13 protein-coding genes are annotated in these 17,785 nt (G+C 60.2%); 3 read left to right on the top strand and 10 right to left on the bottom strand.

What is annotated here, in order from left to right; genetic code table 11:
* From FJ941_RS07745 to FJ941_RS07725, 5 genes are all read right to left on the bottom strand, one after another.
* The gene (locus FJ941_RS07745; protein WP_140504470.1) at nt 1–1,899 is read right to left on the bottom strand and encodes an ABC transporter substrate-binding protein; all 1,899 of its coding nucleotides are present in this window, start codon (nt 1,897–1,899) and stop codon (nt 1–3) included.
* Complete coding sequence (locus tag FJ941_RS07740) at nt 1,896–3,791, bottom strand: ABC transporter ATP-binding protein (protein ID WP_140504468.1); 1,896 nt, start codon at nt 3,789–3,791, stop codon at nt 1,896–1,898. Before FJ941_RS07740 ends, FJ941_RS07745 begins: the two co-directional genes overlap by 4 nt.
* A 161-nt stretch (nt 3,792–3,952) precedes the next feature.
* Nucleotides 3,953–5,293 carry an adenylate/guanylate cyclase domain-containing protein gene (locus FJ941_RS07735; RefSeq protein ID WP_140504465.1) on the bottom strand — a complete coding sequence of 447 codons (1,341 nt, stop codon included), beginning with the start codon at nt 5,291–5,293 and terminating at the stop codon, nt 3,953–3,955.
* Nucleotides 5,294–5,552: 259 nt separating this feature from the next.
* Nucleotides 5,553–6,896, bottom strand: coding sequence for a nucleotide sugar dehydrogenase (locus FJ941_RS07730; protein WP_140504464.1), 1,344 nt, complete (start codon nt 6,894–6,896; stop codon nt 5,553–5,555).
* Between the two features lie 114 nt (nt 6,897–7,010).
* Entirely contained in the window at nt 7,011–8,171 is a 1,161-nt protein-coding gene (locus FJ941_RS07725) for a DUF3095 domain-containing protein (protein WP_140504761.1), read from the bottom strand.
* 92 nt (nt 8,172–8,263) lie between these two features.
* Here FJ941_RS07725 and FJ941_RS07720 point away from each other — a divergent pair, with 92 nt between their 5' ends.
* Complete coding sequence (locus FJ941_RS07720) at nt 8,264–9,352, top strand: glycosyltransferase family 4 protein (protein WP_140504462.1); 1,089 nt, start codon at nt 8,264–8,266, stop codon at nt 9,350–9,352.
* A gap of 29 nt (nt 9,353–9,381) precedes the next feature.
* Complete coding sequence (locus FJ941_RS07715) at nt 9,382–10,134, top strand: polysaccharide deacetylase family protein (RefSeq protein WP_246673749.1); 753 nt, start codon at nt 9,382–9,384, stop codon at nt 10,132–10,134.
* On the opposite strand, the gene FJ941_RS07710 is transcribed toward FJ941_RS07715, so the two are convergent.
* From FJ941_RS07710 to FJ941_RS07700, 3 genes are all read right to left on the bottom strand, one after another.
* Entirely contained in the window at nt 10,114–10,968 is an 855-nt protein-coding gene (locus FJ941_RS07710) for an MBL fold metallo-hydrolase (protein WP_140504458.1), read from the bottom strand. The two genes, FJ941_RS07715 and FJ941_RS07710, sit on opposite strands and share 21 nt — an antisense overlap.
* Nucleotides 10,969–11,136: 168 nt before the next feature.
* Nucleotides 11,137–11,586 carry a cyclic nucleotide-binding domain-containing protein gene (locus tag FJ941_RS07705; RefSeq protein ID WP_140504457.1) on the bottom strand — a complete coding sequence of 150 codons (450 nt, stop codon included), beginning with the start codon at nt 11,584–11,586 and terminating at the stop codon, nt 11,137–11,139.
* A 79-nt stretch (nt 11,587–11,665) separates the two neighbouring features.
* Nucleotides 11,666–14,380 (bottom strand): ABC transporter ATP-binding protein, encoded by a 2,715-nt coding sequence (locus FJ941_RS07700; RefSeq protein ID WP_140504455.1) that lies wholly within the window; start codon nt 14,378–14,380, stop codon nt 11,666–11,668.
* A 176-nt stretch (nt 14,381–14,556) separates the two neighbouring features.
* Between FJ941_RS07700 and FJ941_RS07695 the strand changes: the two genes are divergently transcribed.
* A complete protein-coding gene (locus FJ941_RS07695; RefSeq protein ID WP_140504453.1) occupies nt 14,557–15,228 on the top strand; it encodes a class I SAM-dependent methyltransferase in 672 nt (223 codons plus the stop codon).
* 119 nt (nt 15,229–15,347) lie between these two features.
* Here FJ941_RS07695 and FJ941_RS07690 read toward each other — a convergent pair whose 3' ends face one another.
* On the bottom strand, nt 15,348–16,544 hold the full coding sequence (locus FJ941_RS07690) for a glycosyltransferase family protein (protein WP_140504451.1): 1,197 nt from the start codon (nt 16,542–16,544) through the stop codon (nt 15,348–15,350).
* Complete coding sequence (locus FJ941_RS07685; protein WP_140504449.1) at nt 16,541–17,785, bottom strand: glycosyltransferase; 1,245 nt, start codon at nt 17,783–17,785, stop codon at nt 16,541–16,543. The genes FJ941_RS07690 and FJ941_RS07685 overlap by 4 nt, the downstream gene beginning before the upstream one ends.

Below are 17,785 nucleotides of genomic sequence, written 5' to 3'. Positions count from 1 at the left end.
TCAGGACTCTCCAAGCCAGAATGTATCCGGCATGTAGACTCCGAAATAGGCGGTCGGGTCATAGCCGTAGAGCGCCTTGTCAGGCAGATTGCGCAGCCGTGAGGACACCAGAACCGGCTGATGCGTTCCGTTCACCGTGCCGATCGAAAACACCTGATCGGTGTAGATCGACAGCATCGAATTCCAGATCTCGGCGCGCTCCGCGGCCTCGGTCGATGCATTCCAGCGCTTGAGCAAAGCCATCAACTCGACCACAGGGGGAAGATCGGGCGCCTCACCCATCGTGCCATGGGACAGATAGTAAGTGCCCCAGAGCGGCCATTGCAACTGGTCGTCGATGGTGGGGGCCAACTGGTACGGATTCATGTCGGAGGTCGGCACGCCATTGTCGATGCCCGACCACATCGACATCATGATCTGGCCGCCAAGCGCGCGGCTGCGGAAGATGTCGCGCTGCGAAGTCCGGACGAACAGGGCGATGCCGATCTGGCGCCAGTGATCGGTGATGAGTTCGAGCGCGTCGGTTTCCAGCGTGCTTTCGCCGGCCGTTTCCACTATGATCTGCGCCGGGCGTCCATCGGGAAGTACCCGCAGGCCATCATCGTCGCGCGCTTGAAGCCCGACCTCGTCGAGCAGGGCGTTGGCCTGGTCGGGATCATGGGCGATCCATGCCTTCGCGAATTCCGGCCGGTAGAGCGGGCTCTCCGGCAGGACCGTATCGGCGCTTTCCTGCGCCAATCCGTAGAATACAGCCAAATTGATCTCGCGCCTGTCCACAGCGAGGGAAAGTGCGCGGCGCACGCGCACGTCACGAAAAAGGCTACGCCACACCTGGTCGCCACAATTCAGATTGGGCAACAGCGCCAGCCGCGAACCCTGTGTGCGTTTCCAGAGATGCATCTTCACGGGGTAACGCTTCTCCGCATCCTTCAGAAAAGAGTAATCGGCGAAGTCAATTCCCATGCTTTGCAGATCGCTCTCACCCGCACCGGTCTTGGCGGAAATGATCGCCGACGAGCTGACATTCATGACAATCCGGTCGACATAGGGCAGTTGCCGGCCATTCTCGTCTATTCTATGAAAGAACGGGTTTCGCTCGAAGATGAACTGCTCAGCCGGCGGCTTGGTCCGGTTCTGCCAGGGATCGAGCGTGGGCAGTTCCGGGTTCTCCGGGCGATACTGCCGCGACATGCGGATATGCAGGAGCGTCCATTTCTGGACCCGGTTCTCCTTCATCAGGCCGGCGAGCCGGAATGGATCCTGGTATTTCTTGTGGAACTGCTTGAGATAGGCGGCCGGCAAAACAAGCGGTGTCGGCGAAGCAGCGGCAAGCTTGGGCAGGAAGTCGGGATTGGGCGCCTCCCAACTATAGCGGACAGTCAACGGATCGACGATCTCGAAACGTGGCGGCTTGCCGTCCGCCAGCAGGGCAGGGGCGAGCCCGCCTTGCGAAAGCTCATCATTCAGCCAGACATCTTCCCAGCAATAGCGAAAATCCTCCGGCGTCAGCAGGCTGCCATCGGACCATTTATGCCCTTCCCGAATCTTGAACGTGAAGACGCGATCATGCGCCACCTCGAAACTTTCGAGGATGTCGGGTTGCATTTTAAGCTTTTCGTCATAGCCGACCAGGCGGGCATATCCGTAGATCGTCATCATCCGGATATCTTTCTGGCTGCCGATGATGGTACGCAGCGTGCCGCCATACTGGCCGGGTTGCCGGCCCATCGCAGCGAGGTTCAACGCGCGCGGGCTCTTGGGCAGGCGCTCTGCGAGTGCCGGCAGAGCCCTGGCTTTCAGCTGCGGCTGAAGGAAATCCGGCTCCAGATCGCCAGCGCGCGACGTGCCCGGCAGAAGTGCCGAAGCCATGAGTCCAAGGAGGGTGCGACGGCTGATCAATGGCGCAACTCACTGACATCGGCCGAACGTCGGGCCAGCACGAGGTGGCCGCCGCCAAGATCGATCGGCGACAGCACATCCTCTTCGCCCTCGTCGTGGAATTGAGGTCCCCATGCGCTGGCGTCGGAAGCGCCGCCGAGCTTCAGCGTCTTGAAATCCATCGGCCTGTCGAGATCGGGAAACGGCACTGCGGCGACCAGTGAGCGCGTGTAGGGGTGGACCGGTTTCCTGAGCAGAATTTCGCGCGGCGCAAGCTCGACGATACGCCCGCCGCACATCACTGCGATGCGGTCCGCCATGTAGTCCACCACCGCCAGATTGTGGGATATGAACAGGTAGGTCAGGCCCAGTTCCTTCTGCAGGTCCTTCAGGAGGTTCAGGATCTGCGCCTGGACAGAGACATCGAGCGCCGAAACCGGCTCGTCGCAGATCAGGAGTTCTGGCCCCAGGGCCAACGCGCGCGCGATGCCGATACGCTGACGCTGCCCGCCGGAGAAACTGTGAGGATAACGCTTGATGAAGCGCGGATCGAGCCCGATTGCCTGCATCAGGCTCTTGACGGTGGCTAGTCGGGACGCGGCATTGCCACGTTGATGGATTTCCAGCGGCTCGCTCAAGATATTTTCCACCGTCATGCGAGGTGAAAGCGACGAAACCGGATCCTGAAAGACCATCTGGATTTTCGCGCGCAGCAGGCGCAGGGCATCTCTGTCGCCTCCCAATACGTCGATCGGTCCATCGCGGCCATTGAAGATCACAGAGCCGCCGCTAGGCGTGACAGCCCGCATGAGCATCTTGCTGACGGTGGTTTTGCCGCAACCGCTTTCGCCGACCAGGCCCAGGCACTCGCCCCGCCTGATATCGAAGCTCACGCCGTCCACGGCGCGAACAGAGGTTTGACGATCCCCGCCGAACCATCCGGACTTGCGGGTGGTAAAAACCTTTGTCAGATCCCTGACCGACAACAGGATGTCGTCCGGCCCCTTCGATGCCGGCGCCGTCTGCTTGCCCAGCAGGGTGCCGACGTTCACCGGTACCTCGCGGAGCGCCTTTAGCCTCTCGCCCGGCTTCAGGTCGAAATGCGGAACAGCTGCCATTAGGCCCTTCAGGTAAGGGTGACCTGGCCGGCGGAATATCGCCTCGACAGGTCCCGCCTCCATGATCTCGCCATGGTACATGACCACCACCTCGTCGGCGACATTGGCGACAACGCCGAGGTCATGCGTGATCAGCAGCATCGCCATATTCAGCTTGGCCTGAAGCCCGCGCAGCAATTGCAGGATCTGCGCCTGGATGGTGACATCCAACGCCGTCGTCGGCTCGTCGGCAATCAACAGGGCGGGCCGGCAGATAAGCGCCATGGCGATCATGGCGCGCTGACGCAATCCTCCCGAAAGTTCAAACGGATACATGTCATAGGCGCGCTTGGGATTGGGAAAGCCGACAAGGCCGAGCATTTCCTCGGTCCGCGCCTTGCGCTCTGCCCGAGCCATGGGCGTATGAATCTGCAGGGATTCGCTGACCTGGTTGCCGATCGTGTGCAGCGGCGAAAGCGATATCATCGGCTCCTGAAAGATCTTGCCGATGCGGCTGCCCCTCAACGCCCGGATTTCGGGTCCATCACGCGGCATCTGCAGGATATCCTGTGCCGTGCCGGGCTTTTCAGGATCGGAAAATAGGATACGGCCACGAACATGGGCTGTGTTCGGCAAAATGCCCATCACTGCCTGGCTAAGAACCGATTTTCCGGAACCGGACTCGCCCACAAGCGCGGTAACCTTGCCGGGAAGGACGCGAAGATTTGCACGCCTGACGGCGTGCAACGGTCCCCCGATAATGGCAAAAGAGATGCCAAGATCTTCGACCCGTAGTAGATCAACGCCCGAATTCATTCTCACACCAGCCCCACTCCTGCCGGCCTGCCCGGGCGGCAGACCCAAAAGCGAGACTAGCGCATTGCCAGCCTAGAGCAACTTGGATTCGAAACGGTCGCCGGCGGCGAATCCGGCGACCGGACTGCTTACCAAAGGCGTTCGTATCAGATTGGGGTGGGCTACTGGAGCTTCCTCGGGTCGCCCGCCGACTGCCGTGCGGCATCGCGATGAAGCAGCATGACCTGCTCGGCCTCCGATCTCCGGTCGTAAATCGGCTCCAGCGCACCGTCTTCATCGAGTGCGAGAGCGCCCGACAGATCGGGTGAAAGCACCGTCAGCTTCTGCTTGATCCCCGCCAGTTCCTCGCTGCCGAGCGTCAGCCAGCTGCTGGCGCCGCAATAGCTGGCGAAGTCTTTGCTGGCGAGAACGCGGTGCGGATATTTCTTGGTCAGGGTCTGGAGGCGCTGGACCTCGTTTACAGCCGAGCCGAAGACAGAGAATGTGAGCCGGTCGGTAAGCCCGACATTGCCGAACATCACGTTGCCGACATGCAGGCCGATGCCAAATTTTATGTCGGACAACCCCTTTTCCTTCCTTCGCAGATTGAGATCCACCATGCGCGCAGTGGCCTTGTGCGCTGCCGCCAGAGCAGACTGGCAGGCGGTCTCGGAATGCGAGCGATGTCTTTCACAAGGGTAGACGGCAATGAAGCCATCACCTATGAAACTCATGATCTGCCCGCCTTTGCGATTGAAAGGTGTAGCAATGGCATCGAAAAACTGGTTCAGCGTATCGATGTAGATTTCGCGGCCGGAAGTTTCGGCAAGCCTTGTCGACCCGCGCATATCGGCCATGACCAGTGCGGCCCGGATTGTGTCGCCCTCGCCGCGCTTGATCTGGCCGTCCAGCACGCGTCTGCCGGCGTCGCCGCCGAGATAAGTGGTCATCATGTTGTCGGCCAACTTGGTGAGCACCGCCATTTTGGTTGCGATGGCGAGATGATTTTGGATACGCAGCAGCGCCGAAATCATGCCCTCGCTGAAACCTGAAGCACTGTCGGTGGACCAGGACCCGATCATGCCCTGACTGGTATTGCCGTTGAAGGGATGGACGAAAGCCATGTAATCGGTCACGCCCATAAGCCTGAGTTCATCGAAAACAGGAAATTCCGACGGGACCGACGGGTCGAGCCGACGCCGCAGATGGTCGAGCTTGTTGCTGAGCAGATAGTAGTATGGGCTGGTCAGGAACCTGTCAGAATGAACGCCGTCCTTTTTGCGGAAGCCTTCCACCTCCATGCCTTGGCCGCGAATCCAGGTGAAGCCAAGCGCGTCATAAAGCGGATGAAGCATCGAAAAGCTCAAATGCACCCGCTTCAACGGCAGGCCGGCAGCAGCCAGCCGTTCGCAAAACCCCTTTACCAATGTTTCCAGCTCATTGCCGGCCAGCGCCGACTGAGTCAGCCAGTCGGCAACCTTATCCATGAGAATTGTGGAAATTTCTGCTTGCGCCGTGCTCATACTACCTCGAAACCCGTCGAAGACGGAGCGATTATCCTTCGATCCGCCATAACACAGTCCGCCGGCGAGCCAAAGATGCCCAAAGTCAACGGGGTCGGCTTCGCGGCAGAACGGCGAAGGAATTACCCGAATGACTGTCCTTGCAACCAAGGAACAGGCTTAACTGCAGTCATGTCTTGTGGCGTTATGTGGCGAAGCTGCGGCCGGAGTGCAATCTCGATCCTGACATCGGGCAAAAAATTTGCCGGCTGGGACGTCGTCAGGCCTTCACCACCGTCTCTCGGAGCAGCCCGAGACGGCCAAAAACATTGCGTGTGTCGACGATCAGACCGGCGTGATCAGCGATTGTCTGATAGTCGATCGCGTCATGGTCGGTTGCAACGACGACAGCATCGAAATCCTTCAAGGCCGCCTCGGTCAATTCGACCGAGCGGCGCCCCTTGATCGCCATATGCTCTCGTGTGGTCGGGATCTCGGGAACATGCGGATCGTGGAATTCCGCCTTGCCGCCCCATTCCTCGATGAGTTCAATGAGCCGCAATGAGGGGCTTTCGCGGATGTCGGGCACATTCTTCTTGTAGGCGAGCCCGATGATGAGAATGCGCGAGCGGCTGAGCGCCTTGCCGCAGCGCCGGTCCAACGCTTTCGCCAGTTCATCGACCACATGACGCGGCATAGCGGTGTTGATCTCTGCCGCCAGCTCGATGAAGCGGGTCGGCAGTTCATACTCGCGCGCCTTCCACGTCAGGTAGAAGGGATCGATCGGAACGCAGTGCCCGCCCAATCCGGGGCCAGGATAGAAAGGCATGTAGCCGAAGGGCTTGCTCTTGGCCGCCTCGATCACCTCCCAGATGTCGATGCCCATCGCGCCGAGCACGACCTTCAATTCGTTGACGAGCGCTATGTTGACCGAACGGAAGATGTTTTCCGTCAGCTTGACTGCCTCGGCGGTCGCCGTGCTGGAAACCGGAACGACGGTTTTGACCACGCCTTGGTAGAAAGCCTGCACGAGCGTCGCCGCTTCAATGCCGTCACCTGCCACGACTTTGGGGATCGTCGCGACTTCAAAGCTGCGGTTGCCGGGATCCTCGCGTTCGGGCGAGAAGCCGAGGAAGAAGTCTATCTTCGACTGCAAACCGGTTTCTTCCAGTATGGGCTTGATCACGTCGTCGGTGGTGCCGGGATAGGTGGTAGATTCCAGCACGATGAGCTGGCCGAGACGCAGATGCTTTGCGATGACGCCAGTCGTGTTCCTGACAAAGGAGAGGTCCGGCTCACGGTTTTTCGTCAGCGGCGTCGGAACGCAGATGATGATGATATCGCAGACGGACAGTTCGGCAAAATCCGCCGTGGCGCGGAACCGTCCACTCGCCACGTGGCCGGCAAGGGCTGTCGACGTCACCGCCTCAATGTAGGATTGGCCGTTGTTCAGGCTCTCGACCTTCTGGGCTTCGATGTCGAAGCCGAAAACCGGGAAGCCGGCGCGTGCGACCGCAATTGCCAGCGGCAACCCGACATAGCCCAATCCAATCACGCCGACCTGCGCGGCGTGCGTCGAGATACGGTTCAGCAGACGGTCATATGCCGATCGTGAAGCGTCCAAAAATCTGCTTTCCCGTTAATTCGGATAGCCTGGCCGCTGCCAGGCGCGGCTTACCATGGTCCCAGGAACCATGGCCGAGGCATATTGCGGAAAATGGATTCTCGCAAGCCGTCATCAGACCGGCAACTTTGCCTTCAAGGTTGCGGCAGCCATCGCATAGCCGCCGGCGGCACCATCTATGAAATGAACGTGATCGCGCTGCAGCGGCGAGGCGACGAGGCATGTCATCAAGGCCGATTTCTGGCGGTGCAGGCCATAGTTGCAGATGCCCGCCTCTTCCGCCTGTTTCAGCCGGTTCTCGATCCGTTGCAACACATCAGCGTCAACGTCGATGGTCATCTTCAAGCCGTCGTCGAATTTCCGGAAATCCGAATTGCTGGCCACGTCGCGTTTGTAGATCTTCGGATCGAAACTGCCGATCGTCCAGCCGTATCTATCGGTGACGGCCGTAAGCGTCATCAGGAACACTATCCACAGCTTCGACAGCCACCGCCGTCCTGCCGGCGCCGTGGCCCGCGCCTCGATATCGAGGCCGGCGGGCAGCAAGCTGTAATCCGGCCCGTTCACCGGCACAGGGTGGCCATCGCGTTCCTGCCTGCCGGCAAGGGCGATGATGTCGGATGCCAGAAACTGAAAACCACGCAGGTCACGCGACGCCCCCGGTATGGCTATGATCGAGACGATTTCGCCATGCCGGGTTTCGATCGGGTTCCAGCGGCAGGAGAGGCCGGTCAGATCCGGCCGTGCGCCGGCCGGAGCAGGATCGATGCGGTAGCGCCCCGCTTTCATCTCGGCTTCCGCCCAACTGCCGCCACCGCCGGCGAACATGGCATAGAAGACCGCATCGGATGCTTGGAACCTTGCCACGCGAACGTCGAGGCCTTGCGCTCGAATATCCTTTATCGGCACGATTGCGGCGCGCAGGGTTAGGTCCAGTTCGTCCGCCACCCATCTCTGGACAGCCGCCAGCGCGTTGCGGGTGGTCTCCACCGCCGAGCCGGGAAATGCGACGAGCGCCCCGTCGCCGCCGAAGACAAAGGGAAGATCTTGCCGACCCAGCGCATTGAGCAGGGCCGAAATGACACTGGCGCCAGCCATATTGACCGTTTTATAGCGTCCAGTCTCGATCGCCTTTGTCGAGCCGACAATGTCGGCGGTGGCCAGCGCCCAGCCATCGGGGAGAGGCCGATAGTTGTCGATATCGGCAACGCTTTCGAACTTTGCGAAGACCGGCAGAGAAGCGACAAACGGGTCCGACGCGGCAGCTGTTTCCATGAGCATCAGATAGCACATTCCACTGCTTGAAGGTGAAGTCGATGATGCTTCGAAATTGACTTGCGCATGCTTTCCGATGATAGGGTCGCGGAATGCGAATTGCCTTCTACGCGCCGCTGAAGTCACCCAATCATTCCGTTGCCTCCGGCGACCGCCAGATGGCACGCACGCTGGTCAAGGCGCTGGAACATGGAGGACACAGCGTCGAACTGGCATCCGAATTGCGCTTCTATCTACGCGAACCGGAGCCGAAAAGTTTCGATGCGCTCAAGATAGAGGCCCGAGAGGAAGCCGCGCGGCTGACCAGGCTTTGGGATCGTGACGGCAAGCCCGATCTATGGTTCTGCTATCATCCCTATTACAAAGCGCCCGACCTGATCGGGCCCGAGCTGGCGTCGACCTTTGCTGTCCCATATGTGACAGCGGAAGCTTCCTATTCGAGGCGGCGCAATGCCGGTTTGTGGGCTGATACACAAGCGTTGGTGGTGCGAGCCGTCGAACAGGCGGCGCTGAACATCTGCTTCACGCAACGGGATCGTCAGGGCCTGGCAGATGCGATACCCGGGGTCGCTCTTGATATGCTGTCGCCCTTCATCGACACATCGGTCTTCCATGAACTGCCGGCACGAGGTTGTCCGACGCGCCTCGTTGCCGTTGCCATGATGCGCCTGGGCGACAAAGTTGAAAGCTATCGCATGCTGGCGCAAGCTCTCGATCTGATCGGCCACCTGCCCTGGACCATGTCGGTTGTCGGCGACGGGCCTGCCCGTGACGAGGTCAAGGCGCAATTCGCCGGCTTTGCCGCCGACCGTATCGAATGGCTCGGCGCGATTGAGCCAGCCGCCGTGCCGGATGTCCTCTATGGTGGAGGAATTTACGTCTGGCCGGGTTACGGCGAGGCCTATGGCGTTGCCTATCTTGAAGCACAGGCCGCCGGCCTTCCGGTGGTGGCTCAGGACATCGCCGGCGTGCCGGAAGTCGTGCGAGACGGCCAGACCGGGTTTCTCACCCCGCCGCGCGATGTGGCGGCGTTCGCTTCTGCCATTGAAAGGCTTCTGGCCCGTAACGACGAAAGAACCATCATGGCTGCAGAAGCCAGACGTTTCATCCTTGAAGAACGTTCCCTCGGCGTTGCAGCGGCGCATCTGGCCGAACTTCTTCCGAAGGTCCCGGTTTCATGACATCGTCCGATCGGATCTGGCAGCCCTTGATGGAAGAACTGGCGGGCCGGCAGCGGGCCGGTCGTAAGGCAGAGTTCTGGCTGCGCGACGATGATGCCGTGGATCCGACGCCTGCGCTTGATCGGCTGCTCGATCTCACCGGTGAATTCGCGGTTCCGGTCACTCTGGCCGTCATTCCGGCCCTCACTGATGAGAAGCTTGTCGCCCGGCTTGACGAGGCGCCGCATGCCACGGTCGCCATCCATGGCTGGGTGCATCGAAATCATGCGCCCGAGGGTCAGAAAAAGCAGGAACTCGGCGCCCATCGGCCACGCGAGGTGGTGCTCGATGAACTGGCTGGCGGGCTGGCGCACGTAACCGGTCTGCACGGCGCGCGCACCGTTCCGATGCTGGTGCCCCCCTGGAACAGGATCGAGGCCGGCCTGGTATCCGACCTTGGATCGATAGGATTTGCGGCATTGTCGGTCTATGGGCCGCCGAAGCCGGCTCCACTGGCGGTCATCAACAGCAATGTCGACATCATGGATTGGCATGGCACGCGCGGCTGCCGCGATCACGGCCTATTGGTTCAGGCTATCATCGCGCACTTGCAGCATGCATTCGACGACGAACCGGTCGGCCTGCTCACCCACCATCTCGTACATGATGAATCGGCGTGGCTTTTCCTCGAACGGCTGTTCGCAGTCACCACACGGACTGAAGCCTGCGCATGGCTTCCGATCAGGACATTGATCGCGCGCAGCGCCGGCAGAAGAAATAGCTCAGCGCTTTTTATGCGATGAGACTGAAAATTCGAGGGTCTGGCCATCCCGCGCGGCAAACGCGCCGGCAAACCTGTCCTTGGCCAGTTTCTCCATCTCGTCCAGTTGCTCGTCGGTGCGTGCTGGATCGTGGTGAAACAGCGCGAGCCCCCGCGCACCGGCCGCCTCACAGAGCTTGACGCCCTGTTGCCATGTCGAGTGGCCGTTACCGCGGCGGCGTTCCAATTCCTTCTCGGTATAGGTGCAATCGTAAATGACGAGGTCGGCATCGTCGATCAGGCCGAGCACCGACTGATCGAGTTTGCCCGTCTCGTGCTCGGTGTCCGTGATCACCGCCACGACGCGGCCGCCCCATTCGACCCGGTAGCCTATGCAGCCGCCCGGATGGGTAAGGCTGCCGGTCCGAACCACCACCCCTTCGCGCGGCCGAAGCACGTCTCCGGACACGAAATCGCGGCAGTCGAGCTTTGCCTTGCAGACGTCCGTTTTCACCGGAAACCACGGCGGCCGGATGAACTCATCGACCATCTGTCGGGTCGTCATGCGTCCTGCAAGATGCCCGGACCAAACGGTAAGCTTGACACTCGGGTCAAAGATCGGCGCAAAAGCCGGCAGCCCGATGATGTGATCGTAATGGCAATGAGTGAAAAGCAGGTCGAAGTCGGTCACATCCGCCGCCTGAAACGCCCTGCCGGCAGGCCGTAGGCCAGAGCCCGCGTCGAATAGAAGCGTATGCTTGCCGCATCGCATCTCAATGCAGCTTGTGTTGCCGCCATAGCGAACGAATTCCGGCCCGGATACCGCAATGCTGCCGCGCACGCCCCAAAACCTGACCAGGAAAACGTCGTCGTCCATGGTAGCCCCTTCGCAGTCCCGTCGCTCATCGTAGCCAAACAACTGCCGCTAGAGCACCAGGAAAAGTGTGAACCGTTTTCCGCCCGAAATTTGCCGATTTCCTCCAGTGACCCTCTCAGCCAGAGGCTTGCGCTATCATGACGGGGAGCGTCGACCGCATCTCATTGGCTATTTGGCACTTCGTGCATCGATCAGATCGGCGGTGGTGTGGCTTAGGCGATCGGCAAGAACCCGCAATATCTCGATGGTCATTTCCGGGGACTCCTTCATGAGTCTCAGGAAATGATCCTTGCGGATTCTCAGGACTTCCAGCTGACTTGCCGCTCTGACGGTGGCTGTGCGCGAGCTGTTGCACAGTATGGCGATTTCCCCAACAATCGAATTTGGCGCCATTTCGGCTACTTTTAACGGCCCTCTGTCGGAATCAACCAGAATATCTGCCTTGCCTGAAAGGATGACATAGGCGGCATCTCCCTCGTCGCCCTGCCGGAAAAGGATCTGGCCCGCGCCGTAGCTGACGCGATCGGATGTGAACGCAAGCAGTTTGAGCTTTGTCAACTCAATGCCAGAAAACAAGGGAACGCGTTGCAGCATTCCAACTTCATCCTTGAGCAGCATTGTCGCAAACCTCAAAATTCGCGTTTGCCAGACTAGAGCAACGCGCGCCCAGATGGAATTGGTTCCGTATCTCGTCGCTCTACGACACCAGTTCCTTGAAGACACCGTTGCCTGCCAAAAGTGTCTCGTGTGTTCCGTCTTCCACCAATTCACCCGAGTCGAACACGATGACGCGATCGAACATCATCGCCATGGACGGATTCGTCACCACCCAGACAATTGCCGGCGAATGGCCGTCGCGTCTGGCTTCCTCGAGAACGTTCCGCAACACCTTATCTTGCATGCGTTGATCGAGCGCCGACAGCGGCCGGTTGAGAATGAGAAAATCGGGACGCTTGAGCAGCGCTCGGGCAACATCGAGCTTCTGTCGCTGTCCACCGGTCAGCCGCCTGCCGCCGGCGCCGACGTTGAAATCCAGGCCGACATTGAGAAGTTCGCCATAAAGCCCCAGCTCATCAAGAAGGTCATAGAGGATGGAGCGTATGCGGTCCGGCGCGTCGGGGTGGTTGTTGCCCACACGCCCGAACAGCACATTATCCATGACAGTAGCCGCGGCGATGTATTTGCCCGGATCATACCGTTCGATCGCGTCATGCAGCTCGGTCGGCAGGTTTTCATAGAACCGGTTGCGGGCAGTGACGATCTTGCTCATCAGCTCATCGCTTAGCAGGCCGAAGCGGTGCCGGGGCTCGATATAGGCAAAGCTCAAGCTAACGATCATGGCGCGGTCGGTCTCCGAAACCGCCTCGTAGGGACGGTTCTTGAGCCGTTGCAGCAAGGTTTCGTAGGCCGGTATCTCCTCGGCGCTCATGAAGGCGAGCTGCTGGAAGAACTGGTGATCGGCTGGCAGGTCGGCGAACAGCTCGATCGCCTGTTCGGCGATTTCCATGCCCATTTCGTAGAGCGTGCGGTCGAGACCGGCTTCATTGAGCACAGAAGCAAAATAGGGGTTGGCCGCCAGCGCCCTATCCGCCAGTTCAGGGCCGGCCGCAGCGCCGAAGAGCAGGTTCTGGCCGATCGTTGCTTCCTTGTTGTAGGCGCCCGGTTCGAAAGGAACCACCAGTCCGCTCAGCCCTTCCTGTTCAAGCCGGGTTCGCAACGCCGCACGCAGTTCGACGATCCGCCTGGCAAGTTCCGTGTGACGCTTGAGGTCGGCCGAAGAGCGCAAGCCAAGGTCCAGAATGTCGCGCGACAGAATAACCGCGTCGAGCACCCGGCGCACGGCTTCAAAGAGGTCGTGCGGGCCGGTAGCGCCGGCGGAAGCATAGTTGATCCAGTCGCTGCGGATATCAAGATCCGGATTGCCGGACCGGCGCGCCTCTTCGATGTTCCAGCGGTGCTGGTCTGCCGCTGCACCGTCATAAGTCACCGGTGTCAGCGGCGCATGTTTCAACCCGTAGAGCAAGTTATCGCGGAGGCTTGCCTGGAACAGGAAAACATCCGACGAGGCATACGACATGCGACGTCCGGTCACCGCTTCGGGGAGTTCAAGCAGGTCGTCGGTGCCCGAAACGATCCTTCCGCTGTCGGGCCAGTTCAGCCGCGCAAAGGCTTCTGCAAGCGCTTCGGCTCCGCCTGTTGCGGTGCTGACCAGCGCTACCGTCTCACCCGGCTTGACCTGGAGGGAGACACGGTTGAGAAGGATCGCACCGCCATCGTCTGCTATGGACAGACCGATTGCCGACAGGGGGGCGGTCATCGGATCGGGATCGTCGATCGCCAACGCCCCGATTGTAGGCGCAATGAGACCCTCCACGGTGAACTGTTCAACGACCTGCTGATATTTGACCTGGACATCCTGCCGATCCTGATCCCAGTCGATCAGTTCCTTCATCGGTCCGGGCAAGTCCTTGTAGGCGCCGATCACGGCCACGAGTTGGCCGACGTCCAGCCGGCCGCCGATGACCAGATACCCGCCGATCATGTAGAACAGAAAGGGCGTGAGCTGCGCGAGAAAATTGTTGAGGAACTTTACCATGAATTTCCATTGGTAAAGATCGAAGCGGATCTTGAAAATGAGCCCGAGCCGGGCAGCTATGTCGGCGCGCTCGTAGTTTGACGTATCGTGGACGTGAACCGCGCCGATGCCATCGACGATTTCGCCAACACGGCCCGAAAGCGCGCGCGCCGTCAATTGCCGTTGGCGCCCGAGCACGAGTAGCCGCCGCCGCATTCGCGGGATGAGCACGATCTGGATCACCACGATCACGACCGCTATCATTCCGAGCCAGACGTTCTGGACCATGATGAACAGCATGGCCGTCAGCGCCTGGCCGCCGAGCAGCACCGGCTGCAGGAAGGCATCGCCGATGAAACCGCCCAAGGGCTCCACCTCGTCCTTCACCATGGTCGCCACTTCGGCGGATTTCACCCGCTTGAAGTAAATCGGCGGAAACCGCAGCACACGATCGACAAGATCGAAGCGGATACGCCGCAGCATGCGTTCGCCGAGACGGCCCTTGTAGGTGTTGATATAGAGTTTGAACAGGCCGTTGATGACGACCAGCAAGAGGAACACAATGCTCAGGGCAAGCAGCGTCGCCTTGCGGCCGAGCTGAAAACCGGAGAAGAACAGGACCTCGCCAATAAACGGCAGGTTATAGTGCAACCTCATGAATGGCAGGGTCGCGCCGGGTTGCTCGAAGCCGCGGCCTTGGATCGGGCCGTTGACGATCAGCTTCGGCAGGTTGAAGGACATGAAATACGGGATCATCGAGAGCACGACGATCAGCAATATCCAGACCTGCTGCTTCTTGGTGTGCGTCCAGATATAGCGGGCTAGGCTGGGTTCCATATGCGACTGTGGACCTCAGTTGGAAGGATGGATGCAAAAGCACCTGCTGGCGAATGGCGTATCGGCAATTTCTTCGTCGCCAATGACAAGCTCGAAGCTGCAGTGCACGGAAGTAGTGCTGCGCTCAGCAAGATTGCGTTGTGTCGCCCGAAATCCCAACATACAAGGCGAATATGATGGATGTCACGCAACCACGCAATGCCGGCATGGACGGGCACGAGCAAGCCTTGGACCTCACCCGAGGAATTGCGGCCTATGTCAAAAGCCCTCTCGTGGCAGGGCTGGCGCGCGTCATCGCCAAGCACCCGAAGGCCGATATCGCCAACGCCTTCAACCACAAGCAGGTCGCCTGCAAGATGTGGGCGCTCGATAGGCTGTTCGAAAGCTGCGGCGGCCGGTTCGGGCGCATATGGGTTCTGGGTGGATGGTACGGCGTACTGCCGGCAATGCTTTTCAGCGATGCCCGCTTCGACATCGCGGCGGTCGACAGCATCGACATCGATCCCGAAGTCGCGCCGGTCGCCCTGACCCTCAATCGGGAAGCCGGCGACCGGTTCCGGGCGTTGACGGCAGATATGTATGCACTCGACTATGCGGCCGGGCGTCCCGACCTGACGGTCAATACGAGCTGCGAACACATAGCCGATCTGCGCGCCTGGCTTGCTCTGCTTCCGCGGGGCACGAATGTTCTGCTGCAATCGAACGATTATTTCAGCGAGCCGACGCACGTCAACTGCGTGGCTTCGCTGGCGGCCTTCGAAGCAATGGCGGCGCTACGGGAGGTGCGGTTCTCCGGCGAACTGCCGACAAAAAATTATACGCGCTTCATGCTGATTGGAACTGTCTAATGCATTTCGCCCAACAGTGCGTGGCGCTTTTGGGGCTGCGACATACATAAAAACAACGGCTTGACCCGCGTCGCACGAGATAGAGCGGTTCTGCGTTTTCCGTGAAACGATGAACCGCTTTAGGATCCATCGTCCGTTTGATCATGAGCTTCTCTGAAACCGGGCCCCCTTTTTAGGGACCATGTTCGATACCGGTCGCGCAGGATTTGCGCCGAGTGGCGGGCGCCTTCCAGATCGAGACGATGCGCGGATGGTCTCGGTGCCACAAGCACCTCTTCGATCGCTTGCGCCAAACCTTCAGGCGTTAGGTCCTTTTCCATCAGCACCGTTGCAAGACCGAGTTCTTCGAGCATCAGGGCGCGAACCGTCTGTTCGCTTTCCCCGCCGGCTGCAAATGGAACGAGCAGGGAGCGACAACCCGCGCGCAGGACATCGCAGACCGTGTTGTAACCTGCCTGCGAGACTGACAGGCGGGCGCCGGTCAGCAGGCTGGCGAAATCCTCTCGGAACCGGAAGATGGACAGGCCCGGCGTGGCATCGCGTGCGATCGCGTCAAACTCGTTTGTCGGCAGGTTTGGGCCGGTGATCAAACACCATTTCCAACCGTTCTTGGCACTCCGCGCCGCTGCGATGGTGGAGCTGACAAGGCTCTTTCCGGCAGCTCCGCCGCCAACCGACACCAGAACGTCGAAGCGCTCGGAGGCCGCGGGCGATGGCGGCGCGGCGACGAGCCCCGTGTAGGTGACCTCGGCCTTGATCGCCCCGGCCAGGGGAAATGTCTTGTCGATGGTTGCGAAAGCCGGGTCGCCGTGGACCATAACAAGGTCGAAATGCGTATTGACAAGATCAACCGTTTCCTCGTTTCGGCCCGGCTTGACGCGTTCCTGAAGGATGTCACGGATGGACGTCGCCAGTAGCGGTCTGGGCGACGTCGCGTTGATCGCCTCGATCAGCGGCAAGAGTTCGAATCGCATCTGCCGGCGTCCAAATGGAAACGCCTCGACAATCACGACATCAGGCCTGCAATCCCGGAATGCCTGGAGCAGCATCTCTGAACGGCGTTTCTTGAAATCATCGTCGATGGGTATGCCGTGCAGGTCGACAAGTCCGGAAAATCTTTCATCACCGGAGGTGACAGGTGGCAGGGTTACAGATTTTACCCCCAGTCCCGGAAACCCTGCAACCGGCGCTCCGCCGGTGACGATCGTCACGTCAAACCCGTCATCGACCAGAGCCGCCGCGACGCGGCTGGTGCGTGCGAGATGCCCGATACCGAGCAGGTGCTGGACATAGAGGAAGGCACGCAGTTGCTTCAATTGACGGCCCGCCACTCGCGCTCGAACAATTCCTTGAGCTGTCCAATGCTCGCCACATGATCGAAATTGCCGCGCACGTGCCGCTCTGCGGCGTCGCCTAGGCGGGCGCGCAGGACGGGATCCCGGATCAGGCGCTCCAGCGCCTGTGCCAGGGCGATTGGGCTGTTTGTCGGTACCAGCAGCCCGGTTTCATCGGACGATATAAGCTCCGGCACACCAGAAACATCGGTGGACACACAGGCAAGCCGCTGGCTAGCTGCCTCCACAAGAACATTTGGCAAGCCGTCCCGGTCGCCATTTGCCGTGATCCTGCAGGCCAGGGCGAAGATGTCGGCGCAGCGGTAGTGCTCAAGCACCTGCTCCTGCGCAAGCGCGCCTTTCCAGGCGACGCGATCATCGAGTCCGAGCTTTTGCGCCAGCGCCTTGAGCCGTTCCAGTTCCTCGCCGTCGCCGATATGCTCGAAACGCCAGGCCAAATCGCCAGGCAAGAGGGCAAGCGCCTCGAGCAAGGTATCGTAACCTTTCTTTTCGACGGCGCGCCCGACACTCAGAACGACAACAGCTCCGCCGCGCTCCGAGCCGTCATGCTGTTGTCGCGCGTCGCCAAAACTGCCGAAGCGATGAAGGTCGAGCCCATGATAGCTCAGATGCACAGACGAGTTGCCTTTGGCGAGTTTTTCCAGTCGATCGAAGCCGGTTTTCGTGCAGGTGACTGTCCAGCGGGCCGAGGAAAGCTTGCCAGCCAAATCCCAGTCCGCCGAAGTCCAGATGTCCTTCGCATGGGCTGAGCAGCTCCAGGGCAGACTACGTAGCTGGCTGGCGTAGCGCGTGACCGATGCCGGCGTGTGCACGAAATGCGCATGCAACCATCCCGCTCCTTCCGGCCATTCGGCCGCCAGCACGAGCGCTTGCCCGAAGCGGCGTGCGCGATTGCGCGTAAAGTCGCGGGAGATATCGGCGGCCAGCGATCCGAGCGCGCGCCAGAAGCTCGGCCGCGGCAAATAGGCAAACAGCGAGCGAAGCACGCGTAGCGGCTCGTCATGCAGATATTCCGGCAGGTAGTGGACCGGCGCTTTGATCTCGTCATGTACGGGGTGCCGTTTTGCGTCGGTGGGCCGCCTGAGTGCGACGAGTATCAAATCGAACCCCGCGCGTTCCAGACCGAGCAGTTCCTGTGCGATAAAAGTTTCCGACAGCCGCGGATAGCCCTTCAGGACCACGACGATCTTGCGACGTTGCAA

Origin of the sequence: Mesorhizobium sp. B2-3-13 (genome assembly GCF_006442195.1) — a bacterium.
GTDB lineage: Bacteria > Pseudomonadota > Alphaproteobacteria > Rhizobiales > Rhizobiaceae > Mesorhizobium > Mesorhizobium salmacidum.
The sequence above is the reverse complement of the archived record's forward strand: the minus strand, read 5'-3'. Positions and strand labels throughout refer to the sequence as shown.